This is a genomic window from Aurantibacillus circumpalustris (assembly GCF_029625215.1).
GTDB lineage: Bacteria > Bacteroidota > Bacteroidia > B-17B0 > Aurantibacillaceae > Aurantibacillus > Aurantibacillus circumpalustris.
In genome coordinates, this window is record NZ_CP121197.1 from 3,709,736 (window position 1) to 3,724,463 (window position 14,728).

The 14,728-nt window shown below is 35.5% G+C and carries 10 protein-coding genes; 3 read left to right on the forward strand and 7 right to left on the reverse strand.

Features of this window, described 5'->3' with window-relative positions:
* Positions 1-66: 66 nt before the first annotated feature.
* Complete coding sequence (locus tag P2086_RS15380) at positions 67-1,392, reverse strand: DEAD/DEAH box helicase (RefSeq protein ID WP_317897639.1); 1,326 nt, start codon at positions 1,390-1,392, stop codon at positions 67-69.
* A 297-nt stretch (positions 1,393-1,689) separates the two neighbouring features.
* On the opposite strand from P2086_RS15380, the gene P2086_RS15385 reads away from it, so the two are divergent.
* The gene (locus tag P2086_RS15385) at positions 1,690-4,182 is read left to right on the forward strand and encodes a PIG-L family deacetylase (RefSeq protein ID WP_317897640.1); all 2,493 of its coding nucleotides are present in this window, start codon (positions 1,690-1,692) and stop codon (positions 4,180-4,182) included.
* Between the two features lie 124 nt (positions 4,183-4,306).
* Positions 4,307-6,016: a sodium:solute symporter family protein gene (locus P2086_RS15390; protein ID WP_317897641.1), complete on the forward strand. Its 1,710-nt coding sequence runs from the start codon at positions 4,307-4,309 to the stop codon at positions 6,014-6,016.
* Positions 6,017-6,021: 5 nt separating this feature from the next.
* On the opposite strand, the gene recG is transcribed toward P2086_RS15390, so the two are convergent.
* Positions 6,022-8,139, reverse strand: coding sequence for an ATP-dependent DNA helicase RecG (recG, locus tag P2086_RS15395; RefSeq protein WP_317897642.1), 2,118 nt, complete (start codon positions 8,137-8,139; stop codon positions 6,022-6,024).
* A gap of 91 nt (positions 8,140-8,230) precedes the next feature.
* Between recG and P2086_RS15400 the strand changes: the two genes are divergently transcribed.
* Positions 8,231-8,929: a hypothetical protein gene (locus tag P2086_RS15400; RefSeq protein WP_317897643.1), complete on the forward strand. Its 699-nt coding sequence runs from the start codon at positions 8,231-8,233 to the stop codon at positions 8,927-8,929.
* A 22-nt stretch (positions 8,930-8,951) separates the two neighbouring features.
* On the opposite strand, the gene P2086_RS15405 is transcribed toward P2086_RS15400, so the two are convergent.
* From P2086_RS15405 to atpD, 5 genes are all read right to left on the reverse strand, one after another.
* The gene (locus P2086_RS15405; protein ID WP_317897644.1) at positions 8,952-9,338 is read right to left on the reverse strand and encodes a hypothetical protein; all 387 of its coding nucleotides are present in this window, start codon (positions 9,336-9,338) and stop codon (positions 8,952-8,954) included.
* 85 nt (positions 9,339-9,423) lie between these two features.
* Positions 9,424-10,497, reverse strand: coding sequence for a sensor histidine kinase (locus tag P2086_RS15410; protein WP_317897645.1), 1,074 nt, complete (start codon positions 10,495-10,497; stop codon positions 9,424-9,426).
* 116 nt (positions 10,498-10,613) lie between these two features.
* Positions 10,614-12,377, reverse strand: a complete 1,764-nt coding sequence (locus P2086_RS15415) for a T9SS type A sorting domain-containing protein (protein WP_317897646.1) — start codon at positions 12,375-12,377, stop codon at positions 10,614-10,616.
* Between the two features lie 436 nt (positions 12,378-12,813).
* Entirely contained in the window at positions 12,814-13,050 is a 237-nt protein-coding gene (gene atpC, locus P2086_RS15420) for an ATP synthase F1 subunit epsilon (protein WP_317897647.1), read from the reverse strand.
* 73 nt (positions 13,051-13,123) lie between these two features.
* Positions 13,124-14,635, reverse strand: coding sequence for a F0F1 ATP synthase subunit beta (gene atpD, locus P2086_RS15425; protein WP_317897648.1), 1,512 nt, complete (start codon positions 14,633-14,635; stop codon positions 13,124-13,126).
* Positions 14,636-14,728: the final 93 nt, after the last annotated feature.

Sequence of the window (14,728 nt, forward strand, 5' to 3'; positions counted from 1 at the left end):
TAAAAGAAGGTTGTCTCAATTTAGGAGACTTCTTTTATCAAAGTAACTCTGTAAAAGAACTTATCACTAACGTTTTCTCTTACTCCTACTCGTTTCTAGTTTTCTTCTCTGCTTTTCCTGACGACGTTTTCCGCCTAATTGCACCTTTTGATTTTTTGCTTTTTTCTCGTGAAAGGCTCCACCCGTAACAACAATCTTTTTTGCTTTCTTTAAATTTTTATCTCTAACTACAGGCACTTCGTCTGCGGTTAATTCCTCTGAAATCTCAACACTCTCAGGTAATTCAAGAAGATCTATTTTTTTGTCCATTAATGCTTCAATAGCTTCCTGCATTTCTATCTCTTTCTCAGTAATAAAACTCAAAGCAATACCGGTGCTATCAGCCCTGCCCGTTCTTCCAATACGGTGAATGTATGCACTTGGGTCTTTTGGAGTATCAAAATTAATAACGTGTGTTACATCTTTTAAATCTAATCCTCTCGCAATAACATCCGTTGCAATCAATAAACGATGTACGCCATCCTGAAATTGTTTAACCGCATTAAAACGGTGTGGTTGTGATTTATTTGAATGTATAATTCCTATGTCCTCTGAAAAGATTTCCAATTCTTTTTCCAAATCATCTGCAACTTTTTTATTCTTTACAAATAATAAAACCTTAGTCATTGTTTTATCATGTTCTAGCAACCACTTTAATAAATTGACTTTCGTGTAAAAATTAGGAACGTGATAAGCTTGTTGAATTATTTTTTCGAGCGGCGTTCCTCTTGTAATGACTTCAATATATTCCGGTGTATTAAAATATTTCTCAATCATCGCCTCAACGTCTTCAGTCAAAGTAGCTGAAAACATAAGATTCTGACGTTTTGGTGGCAATACTTCCAATATTTGTTTTAATTGGGGACGAAAACCAAGATTCAACATTTCATCCACCTCATCAATTACTAGTTTCTTTACAGCGCTGAATTGAAGGGTACGACTCAATGTAAGATCTATTAAACGACCAGGTGTTGCAACCAAAATATCTAAACCATCATAAACTTTTTGTTTTTGGGTATTAATATTTGAAGCGCCATAAACACCAAACACCCGTAAACTCATGTACTGAGAAAGCTTTTCAATTTCAGTTACGACTTGTACAACTAACTCACGCGTAGGAACAACAATGAGCACGCGTGGATGACGTTGTTCTGAATACGTTAATTGTCTGAGAATAGGAATTAAATACGCAAAAGTTTTACCTGTGCCAGTTTGTGCAATACCTACAGCATCTTTACCCGACATTATTACCGAAAAAGCTTTTTCCTGAATTGGGGTTGGATTTTCCAAACCCAGATCATTTAGCGCTTTTAAAAGTGGCTTAGATAAATTAAGGTCGTTAAAAGAAGTCATAATAAATTTTGACGAAGATACTTATTAAAATACAAGGTAAGAGAGATTCTAGCACAAGCATCCGTATTATCTTCAATAAGAACAAAAAAGTCTGCGAAAATTCAACAAATAACGCTATAAATAGGTGGATTTTATTGGCTTTGAACAGCAAAATGGTATAAATCCAAAAACTATTCATTTTTTTCAAAAAACAATAGCAATCCTAGTTTTAACCAATTTTACATTTCATTCGAAACATAAATCAGTATCTTCAAAACCAGTTTTATTAAATCACTTAATCTTAAACAGATTCATTAAATGAAAAAACTTTTCCTACTCCTATTAGTAACTTCTTTCAGTCACTTTACTTTAAAATCACAAACTAGTCAAGAATTAAATTCTTCTGAAATATTACAGGGACTAAAAAAATTAAACACCGTATCTTCCATTTTATATATAGCGGCGCACCCAGACGATGAGAATACGCGTTTATTAGGATATCTGGCCAATGAAAAGAATCTGCGTACAGGTTATCTTTCTTTGACACGTGGCGATGGTGGTCAAAATTTAATAGGTAAGGAGCAGGGTGAATTATTGGGTTTAATTCGTACTCAGGAATTGCTGGCTGCAAGAAGAGTTGACGGAGCAGAACAGTTTTTTACAAGAGCAAAAGATTTCGGCTACTCTAAAACGCCGGAAGAAACCTTTGAATTTTGGAACAAGGACAGTATTTTATCGGATGTAGTTTTAACCATTCGAAAATTTAAACCCGACGTTATTATTTGTCGTTTTCCAACTACAGGAGAGGGCGGACATGGGCATCACACCGCGTCAGCTATTCTGGCTCTTGAAGCTTTTGATGCAGCTGCAGATCCTACAAAATTTCCAGAACAATTAAAGTATACACAAACATGGAAAACCAGACGCATTTTCTGGAACACCTTTAATTTCGGATCTACCAACACTACTGCACCCGATCAATTAAAAGTGGATGTAGGTGTTTACAATCCATTATTCGGAAAAAGTTATGGCGAAATTGCTTCCGAAAGTAGATCTATGCACAAAAGTCAGGGTTTTGGATCGGCTAAACAAAGAGGCAGTAATATCGAATATTTTAAACTTTTAAAAGGTGAAGAAGCTAAATCCGATTTAATGGAAGGCGTTAATCCGAGATGGGATCGCATGAGAGGAACAGAATCCTTGTTAAAGACTATAGAGGATTGTATTAAAAACTTTAATCCGCAACAACCTGAAAAAAGTATTACTGCACTTGTTCAAATCCACAAAGAATTGCAGAACCTAGATTCTAAAAATGATTATGTAAACTATTGGAAACGATTAAAATTAAAAGAAACTGAAAATTTACTGTTTGCCTGCTCTGGCCTATGGCTTGAAAGTTTTGCATCTGATTACATTGGAATTCCGGGACAAGAGATTAATTTAACCACACAAATCGTAAATAGAAATAATTCGGACTTAAAAATAAATAGTATTTCTTATTTTGGATTAGGCGACACTTCGCTAAATCTTAGTGCTAAACAAAATGAACTATATAGTTTTAAGCGCAAACTAAAACTAAATTCAAACATGCCCTACTCTAGTCCTTATTGGTTGAATGAAAAACACCAACCGGGATTGTACACTGTAAAAAATAAAGTGCTAATAGGTAAACCTGAAAATGAAGCAGCAGCTAAAGTTCTTTTTGATCTTACAATTCAAGACCTCAACATAAAAACTGAAAGAAATGTCGTTTATAAATATACAGATCCTGTAAAAGGAGAAATATACAGGCCCTTCGAAATATTGCCACCAATAACCATACAACTTTCAGAAAATGTTTTTGTATTTACAGATAACAATCCTAAAACAATTGCAGTAACCATTAAAGCCAATGCTGTTAATGTAAGCGGAACGTTGATGCTTAAAGTCAGTAACGGATGGGAAGTAACTCTAAAGAATCCTGAAATTTCACTTAGTAGCAAAGGAGATGAAGTCGTTTTAGAAGCCGTTATTTCTCCTTCTAAAAATGCAAAAGATGGGAAAATAGAAGCGTTCTTTAATGTACAAAACGAAGCCTATTCGAAAAGCATAAAACGTATTGAGTACGATCACATTCCTTATCAATTTATTCTTAGTGATGCCGAAGCTGGTTTAATAAACATTGATCTTAAAAAAACGGGGACAAACATTGCTTATATTCCAGGTGCAGGAGATGATGTGGCTGCTTGCTTGAAACAAATTGGATACACCGTAACACTACTAACCGATGAATTACTTACTAGTGAAGATCTTTCAAAATTTACAAGTATCGTTACAGGTGTTAGAGCTTATAACACCAATGAGCGTTTACAGACTTTTCATTCTAAATTAATGGACTACGTTAACAACGGTGGAAATCTCATCGTTCAGTACAATACAAATAGCCGTGTTGGGCCATTACAAGCAAAAATTGGTCCTTACCCTTTTACCATTTCAAGAACACGCGTTACAGATGAGAAAGCAGACATTAAATTTGTAAATGAAAAACACAATGCCTTAAACTTTCCAAACAAAATAACACAAAAAGATTTTGATGGATGGATTCAAGAACGCGGAATTTATTTTGCAGAAGATCAGGACAAAAATTACGAAACAATTTTTAGTATGAATGACCCAAAAGAAAAGTCCAGCGAAGGAAGTTTAATCATTGGAAAATACGGTGCAGGAAATTTTGTATACACAGGATTAGTGTTTTTTAGAGAGCTGCCAGCTGGTGTGCCGGGAGCCTACCGCTTGTTAGTTAACCTATTAAGTTTACCTCAGAATAAATAAGAATGTCTGAAGAAGAAAACGAAAAGCCGCCAATTTTAAAAAGCTGGAAGCGTATTTACCTTCTTGTTATTCTTATTGAAACACTTGTTATTCTCTTTCTTTATTTTTTTACACAGTATTTTAAATGAGTCAGATCGATTGGTTGGTTTTATCACTTACACTGCTGTCAATCGTATTTTATGGCGTTTGGAAAAGTCGTCATACAAAAGATTTAAGCGGTTATTTGTTGGCTGACAAACAACTCCCTTGGTATCATGTTGGTTTGTCAGTTATGGCGACTCAGGCTAGTGCCATTACATTTCTATCAGCTCCTGGACAAAGTTACAATGACGGTTTGCGTTTTGTGCAGTTCTATTTTGGTTTACCACTTGCCATGATTGTTTTGTGTATTACGTTTATTCCAATATTCAAAAACCTGAATGTTTACACAGCTTACGAATACCTTGAAAAACGTTTCGATAACAAAACACGTTCGCTCACAGCATTTTTATTTTTATTACAACGAGGCTTGTCGACAGGCATTACTCTGTATGCACCGGCCATCATACTTTCTACCATTTTAAATACGGATATTAATTACATGATTATTTTCACTGGAGTAATCGTAATTAGTTATACCGTTTATGGCGGAACCAAGGCTGTATCGCACACACAAATGCTTCAAATGGCCATTATTTTCTCAGGATTATTTTTATCTGCGTATCTGGTAATAAAAATGTTACCTACTGATGTTGGTTTTATTGACGCTTTGAGTATTGCTGGGAAAATGAATAAACTGAATGCCATTGACACTCACTTTGACCTCAACAACAAATACAATATTTGGTCAGGCATAATTGGTGGATTTTTTCTTCAGTTATCTTATTTTGGAACTGATCAATCTCAAGTGGGTCGGTATCTGACAGGCAAGTCTATTTCTCAAAGTCGTTTGGGATTAGTTATGAATGGTGTTTTAAAAATACCCATGCAGTTTTTTATTTTGATGATTGGGATACTTGTTTTTGTGTTTTACCAATTTAACTCCGCTCCTATTTTTTTTAATAAAGTAGAGGTCGACCGAATTGAAAACAGTGCTTACAAAGAAGAATATAAGCAGCTGGAACAAGATTACGAAGTAGCCAGTTCTGCAAAACTAATCGAAGTAAATAAACTTGTAAAGGCCATCGAAGATAAAGATGTAGCGGCTATTGGTTCAGCGAAAACAAGTCTACAAGTTGCAGATAAAAAAGTAACTGAGATTAGAAAGAAGGTTCCTGCCTTGATGGAAAAAAATGATTCGAAGGCTGACACGAATGATGGCAATTATATTTTCTTGAGATTTGTTACCGAACATTTTCCCATTGGTGTCATTGGCTTATTAATTGCCATCATCTTTTTAGCAGCGATGGGTTCTACAGCAAGTGGTTTAAATTCATTAGCATCGACAACAGTAGTAGATTTTTACAAAAGAATTTATAAAAAAGAACAAAGTGAAACACATTATGTATCCGCCTCGCGCTGGATTACTGTTGCCTGGGGCGCTTTTTGTGTGGTGGTTGGAATCTATGCAAGCAAGCTTGGTAATTTAATTGAAGCGGTAAATGTTCTCGGATCTTTATTCTACGGTACTATACTTGGTATATTTCTTGTAGCCTTTTACATGAAAAAAATTAATGGGAAAGCGGTCTTTAGCGCCGCACTCATTGCAGAATCTTTTATAATTTTTGCCTGGTTAAAGGAACTCACTGCGTTTTTATGGCTAAATGTTATTGGCTGTTTACTGGTTATGCTTTTTGCTTTTGTGATTCAACTAGTGATAAATAATACTTCAAAAAACACGGCATCCACTGAATAGGCCGTTTAACCAATCTTACTCCAGTTTTGTCTATTCTTTTGTTGAAGTTCTAATTGCACCAAATACACTTTATTCTTTTCCGTTTCCAAGTTCATATCTTCATCAAGCAAACTTTGCGCCGTTTGTCTTGCTAGCTGAAGTATTTGACCATCTTGAGCCAAATTAGCCAGCTTTAAATCCATCACACCACTTTGCTGTGTGCCTTCAATGTCACCGGGACCTCGTAATTTTAAATCCACCTCACTAATTTCAAAACCATCATTGGTGCGTACCATCGTTTCCATACGCATTCTGCTATCAACACCTAATTTGTAACCAGTCATTAACACGCAGTAGCTTTGCTCGGCACCTCGCCCTACCCTACCTCTTAATTGATGTAATTGAGAAAGACCAAAACGTTCAGCACTTTCAATGATCATGATGCTGGCATTCGGAATATTTACGCCCACTTCAATAACCGTTGTGGCTACCATAATTTGTGTTTCGCCTTTTATAAAGCGCTGCATCTCAAATTCTTTTTGGTCTTTATTGAGTTTACCATGCACAATACTTACTTGATAGTTAGGCGCAGGAAATTCAACAATTAAATTATCATAACCTTGTTGCAAATTCTGATAATCCATCTTTTCGCTCTCTTGAATAAGTGGATACACAATATAAACTTGTCGTCCCAAAGCTACTTGTTCTTTAATAAATCCATATACACGCAGTCTTTGACTTTCCATGTAATGCATTGTTTTAATAGCTTTTCTTCCAGGAGGTAATTCATCAATAATACTTGTGTCCAGATCGCCATACAAAGTCATAGCGAGCGTTCTTGGTATTGGCGTGGCGGTCATAATTAGCATGTGTGGCGGACTTGTGTTTTTATCTCGCAACTTAGCACGCTGTTGCACGCCGAAGCGATGTTGTTCGTCGATAACAACAAGTCCTATGTTTTTAAATTGCACCACATCTTCAATGAGCGCATGTGTCCCAATTAAAATATTTAACTCGCCGCTTAATAATTTAGAATGAATAGATTTTCTTTCTTTTGTTTTCGTAGAACCCGTGAGTAAGGCAATTTCGATAGACATTTCTTGCAACAAACTTTTAAACGTTTCAAAATGCTGTTGCGCTAAAATTTCTGTTGGCGCCATAATACAAGCTTGAAAATGTGCGCCATCAGACGCTCTCGTATTATCAATGGCTAATAAAATACTTAAAAGCGCAACTAAGGTTTTTCCACTTCCAACATCTCCCTGCAATAAACGATTCATTTGTCTCCCGCTTCCCATGTCTAAACGAATTTCCTTCATCACTCTTTTCTGAGCTCCTGTTAATTCGAAAGGTAAATAGTCCGAAAAAAACTCATTAAACAACTTTCCTACTTTTGGAAAAACAAAACCATGAACGGTATTCGCTCTTACTTTATTGAGTCTGAGTAAGCGTAATTGTATATAAAACAATTCATCAAACTTTAAACGAAACTCCGCTTTTCCCAACATTTCAGCATTTTCCGGAAAATGAATTTGCTGAAACGCTTTGAATCGTGAAATCATTTTATGATCAGACACAATTTCTTCGCTTAAGGTCTCTTCTATATGCTGATCCTGTAGCTGAAAGGAAAGCGTTTTTTGTGCTTTGCGAATTCCCTCGCTATCTAATCCTCTGAATTTTAGTTTTTCAGTTGAATTGTATACCGATTGAAAGGCCGATTGTTGTTTTAAAAAATCTTCCGTCACTAATTCAATTTCAGGATGCGCCAAATTATAACGTCCATTAAAACTGGTTGCTTTTCCGAATACACAATACTCCACACCTAACTGCAACTTCTGCGCTACCCAGTTATAACCTTTAAACCAAACTAACTCTACAATTCCGGTATTGTCTCTAAATAAAACAACCAAGCGTTTTACTTTTTTTTGCCCTACAATTTCCATCTTATCGATAACACCCCTTAACTGCACATGGGGCAGGTCTTCCGAAATTTCACTAACCTTATGAAATCTTGTTCTATCCACATATCTAAAAGGATAATAGGTAATAAGGTCGCGGTAAATATAAATACCAAGTTCCTTTTTGAGTACCTCAGCCCTTTGCGGGCCAATTCCTTTTAAATATTCTATGGGAGTATCGAGCATCTCTCGTTCTTAAAATTACTACATGTAGATTGTTGAAACAATTGATTCTAAACAAAACAATAAAAAGTTTATAAACGTATTTTTACTAAACATGAAGAAATCACTTTTCGTACTCATTCTTCTTTTCTTGAAAGTATCTGGAAATGCCCAGTTACTAGACACCTTACGTGACTTTTTTAGACATAAATACAGCATTGATATAAGATTGGAATCTAGAAATAGTATCATCAGCAATGAACTGACTAGTGTGCGAGGCATAAGGGTTGGCTTTGTATTTAAACGCAAATTAAGGCTAGGTGGTGGAATTAGCTGGCTTAAAACAGATGGTCATTCTTGGTTAAAAACAAATGTTACTAAAGATTTTTACGTCACAGATGCTAATGGTAATAAAAGTGTAGTAAGTAAATATTTAAAGTTTATTTATGCCAGTTATTATCTTGATTTTGTTTTTTACAAAACACAACATTGGCAGTTGAGCGTTCCTATTCAGTTAGGAACAGGATATTTATGGTTTCAAGAAAACAAAACGTATCACTTAGGAACTAAAGACCCAAAATACCTGTTGATTTTGTACGAACCCGGAATTACGCTTCAGTATAAGTTATTTAAATGGATAGGAGCCGGAGCTGATATAACCTATAGGTTCGCCATGCAGGATAGAAAAAAGACAGGAGTGCAATTAAGCAACCTGTCTCTAACATTTAAAGCTTTATTTTATTTTGATCAACTTTTTTACCAGTTGTTTCCGAAAAACGAGATAACCAAAAAATACGGTCCTGCGATTTGGTAACAAACCCGTAAACCTGAAATTTTTATTCTGAAATCTTTACCGCTTCAAAGCACTTGAATTCACCTGCGGTACCCATATATTCGGCATCCACATCAACTAAGCCTACTTTTTTTACTTGATCCTTTGTTAAAGGCTTTCCTAAAAGCCATCTGTCCTCTTGTAACTTAAGATCCACCTCTTTACCCATAAGCACTTGATTTAGTTGCTTTTGAGTCAGAAACAACACACCATCTTCCTCCTCTTCACTTTCAGACATAAGAAGTGTTCCAACCAATTTTAATTTGGGAACTTCTGGCTTGTATTTAAAATCCAAACCGCTTTGAGAGTTAATTTCTATATAATTTATATCCGTAATATGAATTTCAGCCATTTTGCTTAAAGTTTTTGCAATTTTAGTAAAAATAGGCAAGCTTCGCAATTAAAACTTTCAAAATAAATGGTTTTTTAAGCTTTTTTTTAAGCTTTTGTGCTTATTGAGCAGAAATTGTAAATCTCTATTGATCGGCTGGCAAAGAGAAGGTAAACTTAGTGCCCTTGCCCTCCTGACTTTCAACTTTAATCGATTTATCATGGGCTTCAATAATGTGTTTTACGATAGCTAAACCAAGTCCGGTGCCGCCTTGCTCTCTACTTCTTCCTTTGTCGATACGGTAAAAACGCTCAAAAATTCGCGGCAAGTGTTTTTCATCAATCCCGTTACCATTATCACTAATTTCAACAACAACATCGTCATTTAGGTAATTTAATTCAATAAGCGTCGTTCCGTTTTCCTTACCGTATTTAACACTATTCGTAATCAAATTAACCAATACCTGTCGGATTCTGAATTTATCTGCTTTTACTAAAATTGGCTTATCGTATTTCCTTGCCAATTCTAATTTAATATTTCTCTTAGCCGCGTTCAGTTCCAGAGAAGCGTAAACATCTTTACACAAATGAGCCATATCAAATGTATCAATATCTAAATCTAGGCCTCCACTTTCTAACTGTGTAATAGTTTCTAAATCGTCGATTATACTAATTAATCGATCAATGCTTTTTTCGGCTCTTTTTAAATAGTCAACATTAATGTTACTGTCTTCTAACCCACCATTCAAAAGAGTGTCAATATATCCTTGGATATTAAAAACCGGGGTTTTTAATTCATGTGAAACGTTTCCTAAATATTCCTTTCTATAACTGTCTAGATTTTCAAAATGGAACACTTCCTTTTCTCTTGATTCTATTAAAAAATCGACGCGCTCTTCGAGAAGCGACATACCATCTTGTTCTTCGAGTTGATTATACTTTTGCGGTATTTCATTATTTAAAAATCGTTTTTTTATTTTGTCAGCCAATGCATTCATATTGTTTGTAATGTTCACATAATAAAAATAGTAGAGAATAAGAAAACCAGTGATAAAACAGGCAAACGAAGAGAGAAGAAGATATGCAAGGTCAATTTTAAAATCACCAAAATAATTTAGAGATAAAAAGCTAGTTGTGCATATAACAACGTTAAGTGTAACTAACCTAAATATACTTGTAGAGATTTTTATTTTCTTTTGCAATTCGAATCCTTTTTCCAAAAGTAAATAATCCTAATGAATTATTTACGCATCAAGCAACTTTACTAATGAGCTTCTTGGAATAAAAAAACGGCCACCATATAGGTGACCGAAATAACTTATCTATCGCATTGAATTTAGTGCGAATAAATAATTTTACGTTTGTGTGGGGTGCCGTCAACAACAGTAGTTACAAAGTAAACACCATTTTTTAATCCGAGTGAGGAAAAGTCAATTTCCTCGGTATAATTACCAGCAAGTTTAACTTGTGGCTGAATGCGAATTATTTCTTGGCCCAAAAGCGAGTGTAAATAAATGTTTACCTCACTATTATCAGAAATCGAATAATTAACCTGAGTTTTATTAGCCACAGGATTCGGATAAACACTAAAATCTGCTTCTTGATTAGTTTGAATGTCAATACCCGAAGGCATTGTGCGTTGGTTACTGCCCTGAGTCATTAATCCCGAGCAAGGGTAGTTAACAGAGCCCCCAGGAAACCAAGCTTGAATTTGAAAGTTAGAACAGGAAGAAAAAGAACCGTGTTTAACGGCGGCATCAAACCTTATTCGGTGACTACCATTGTCTTCTCGTTGTAGAATTGCAAGAGTTCTATTGCAATTTGTTTCACCATTAAAATAAGCATTTGCCACATAACTACTAGAAAAACCAGAGAAATTATTTGCTGTTCCAAATACCTGAATACCAAGATCAGCACCCGGAGTTTGTATATTCACATACGAAATACACTTAGCTCTTGATACCACAGTAGAAGGTACATCGTAAACAAATTCATTTTTGGCACTATTTGGCAAGGATATATGAAATTGGTTTCCTTTCTCATCAAGCTTTAACACATGCATGCCAACGCTAGAGTTAAGTAAAGCATAATACTCAAGATTATTAAACGTGTTTAATCGTTCTATAATATCGATCACTCCTAAATTTGTCCCCATACTTGGTTCCAGTATTTTATTCCAAATAAAATTTCCAAATGGATCAAGCTTAACAGCCCACGCAGTAACTCCAGAAGCATTATTCAATCTCTGAGTGTATCCACCAATAACAAAACCTGCCGAATTAATTGAACTTACGCTTGATCCTACGATTATCGAAGCAAATCCATCTTTCTCATCATCATTACCATAAACTTTTGTTGTGTTTACTACCCCACTACTTCCGTCAATAGCCATAAAAAAACCTTGATTGTCGATGGGTGATATCCTTGTTTCGCCAATTACAACTAGTTCTCCTTTGTGATAAGGACTCATAATAATATCCTTCGGCATTGCATCTTTTCCAATAGAATAAAAACTCGACCAAATTATATTGCCATTAATATCCACATTGATAATGTATATATCTGATTCAAAATAACCACAGATGTAATACTCCTCTTTATTGTCTGATTCAATGATGATAGGTTGTGTAGGTGTTCCGTTAATGGACATTGGTGGATAAGGAAACGGATAAGACATAGCTGAAATTACGTTACCATACTTATCGAGGGTACAAAAATAACTAGCGTTATCATAAGATCCAGCAAGTGCGTAAGCCTCACCGCCAGACCCATTGGTTTCTATAGCCGAAACACCATATCCGTTTAATACTTGTGTCGAGGTTCCTGCACATCCACTCGTTTCAAAAATCTTGTAAGCTGACCAAATAGAAGAGGAGCCTGAACCCATGATGCAAAAATTTTTGTTCACATGCCAAAAGGTCGAAATATTTTGAACCGTTGAAAGGTAACCAAACCAAAGTGTGCCAGGTGTGTTTTTGGTAGCAAAACCAGCGCTCAATTCGTACGCGGTTGGATAGGCTGCTAAAATAGAAGAATATTGACTTTTAGTTTGGGTGCTGAAAAAACAAGCTAAGATTAAAACGAGTAAACTTTTTTTCATGGTGCGTGTGTTTGTGGTTCGGTATCAAAAGTACATTCTGAAAAATAAAAAAAGAAATGGTTTTATCTTGCTTTAACGGCTAACAAGTCCTCAAGGTAGATACTCTTGAAGCATTCGTCTACCAAAGGATGGCATTCAGCTAAAAAAAAACTGCGCTAAAAAAAGAAACTAAAAAAAGTAAATTTTTAAACTATAAAAAATGGGCATTTATCCATGTATTAATTTCCCTTATCAGTTCAAAAAGGATTTTGGTCGAACGATGTAGTTAACTTTTAAGCAATATTTTCAACGGCAAATTATGAGGTTTGGTGCTTCTAAGTTCTCATTTGATCATGGGTTTTTGATCTTTAGTCTAATAGTTAACAAATCACAAAAAAAGTCCCGGTTTATTAAATAAACCGGGACTTTTTAATCGAAATATGTCTTCTTTAATTTCTTATTCAGCTAAAACAATCACTTTATTTTTAAGCACTTCAACCACACCACCTTTTACAATAAACTCTTGCTTTGAATTGTTTTCGTTAATTAATTCTATTTTACCAGCTTTTAAAGTTGCTATCATTGGTGCGTGATTATCTAAAACACCAAAACTGCCTTCGTTGCCTGGGAAAATTGCCGATTTAATTTCACCTTCAAATAACTTTTTATCCGGTGTGATGATTTCTAATTTCATTTTTCTAAAGTTTATAGTTTTTAATCAATAGTCAATAGTTCAAGACTATCGACTATTGACTATTGACTTCTGACTACTTCGCTTCCGCTAAAATTTTCTTACCTTTTTCAATCGCTTCTTCAATAGTACCAACTAAGTTGAAGGCAGCTTCAGGATACTCATCTACTTTACCATCTAAGATCATGTTAAATCCTTTGATAGTTTCTTCGATGCTTACAAATACACCTTTTAAACCGGTGAACTGCTCAGCAACGTGGAAAGGTTGAGATAAGAAACGTTGAACACGACGTGCGCGGTGTACTACTAATTTATCTTCTTCACTTAACTCGTCCATTCCTAAGATGGCGATGATATCTTGTAATTCTTTGTAACGTTGAAGGATTAATTTTACGTTTTGAGCGCAGTTATAATGCTCATCACCTAAAACAGCCGCAGATAAAATACGTGAAGTAGAATCCAATGGATCCACCGCAGGATAAATACCTAACTCAGCAATCTTACGACTTAATACAGTAGTTGCATCTAAGTGAGAGAAAGTTGTAGCTGGAGCTGGATCGGTTAAGTCATCGGCAGGAACGTAAACCGCTTGTACTGAAGTAATAGAACCGTTTTTAGTTGACGTAATACGCTCTTGCATCACACCCATTTCAGAAGCTAAGGTTGGTTGGTAACCTACCGCTGATGGCATACGACCTAATAAAGCCGACACCTCAGAACCTGCTTGCGTAAAACGGAAAATGTTATCGATAAAGAATAAGATATCACGTCCACCTTGAGCTGAACCATCTCCATCACGGAAATATTCCGCCATGGTTAATCCTGATAAAGCCACACGAGCACGTGCTCCTGGAGGCTCGTTCATTTGACCGAATACGAAAGTAGCTTGCGATTTTTCTAATTCTTTTAAATCTACTTTATTTAAATCCCATCCGCCTTTTTCCATACTGTGTTTGAATTCTTCACCGTATTTTACGATACCAGATTCAATCATCTCACGTAATAAGTCATTTCCCTCACGAGAACGCTCACCTACTCCAGCAAATACTGAGTAACCAGAGTGACCTTTAGCGATGTTATTAATTAACTCTTGAATTAATACAGTTTTACCAACACCAGCACCACCGAATAAACCAATTTTACCACCTTTTGAGTAAGGTTCAATTAAGTCGATTACTTTGATACCAGTATATAATACTTCTGTAGCAGTAGATAAATCTTCGAATTTTGGTGGATCGCGGTGAATCGATTTTCCACCTTCGTTGCTAACCACGTTAATACCGTCGATAGCTTCGCCCACTACGTTAAATAAACGACCTTTTACTTTGTCGCCTACTGGCATTTTAATAGCGCTACCTGTAGCTACTACTTCCATACCACGGTAAACACCGTCACTACTATCCATAGCGATGGTACGTACCATATCTTCACCAATGTGTTTTTGAACTTCAAGGATTAACTTTTGATCTCCACCACGGGAAATTTCTAAAGCATCCAATATATTCGGTAATTGTCCGCCTTCAAGATCAAAGCGTACATCGATTACCGGACCAATAACCTGCGCAATTTTGCCAATTTGTTTAGACATGATAAGTTTTCTTAATTTTTAACGGCGCAAAGGTAGTATATTAATCTTGATTTCTCAACAAAAAAGTGTGGGTTATTAAGAGGTTTTTAACAA

Excerpts from the sequence above, each read along its gene's own strand:
- P2086_RS15380 (WP_317897639.1), bottom strand. The coding sequence starts at position 1,392 with ATGACTTCTTTTAACGACCTTAATTTATCTAAGCCACTTTTAAAAGCG.
- P2086_RS15385 (WP_317897640.1), top strand. The coding sequence starts at position 1,690 with ATGAAAAAACTTTTCCTACTCCTATTAGTAACTTCTTTCAGTCACTTT.
- P2086_RS15390 (WP_317897641.1), top strand. The coding sequence starts at position 4,307 with ATGAGTCAGATCGATTGGTTGGTTTTATCACTTACACTGCTGTCAATC.
- recG (WP_317897642.1), bottom strand. The coding sequence starts at position 8,139 with ATGCTCGATACTCCCATAGAATATTTAAAAGGAATTGGCCCGCAAAGG.
- P2086_RS15400 (WP_317897643.1), top strand. The coding sequence starts at position 8,231 with ATGAAGAAATCACTTTTCGTACTCATTCTTCTTTTCTTGAAAGTATCT.
- P2086_RS15415 (WP_317897646.1), bottom strand. The coding sequence starts at position 12,377 with ATGAAAAAAAGTTTACTCGTTTTAATCTTAGCTTGTTTTTTCAGCACC.
- atpC (WP_317897647.1), bottom strand. The coding sequence starts at position 13,050 with ATGAAATTAGAAATCATCACACCGGATAAAAAGTTATTTGAAGGTGAA.
- atpD (WP_317897648.1), bottom strand. The coding sequence starts at position 14,635 with ATGTCTAAACAAATTGGCAAAATTGCGCAGGTTATTGGTCCGGTAATC.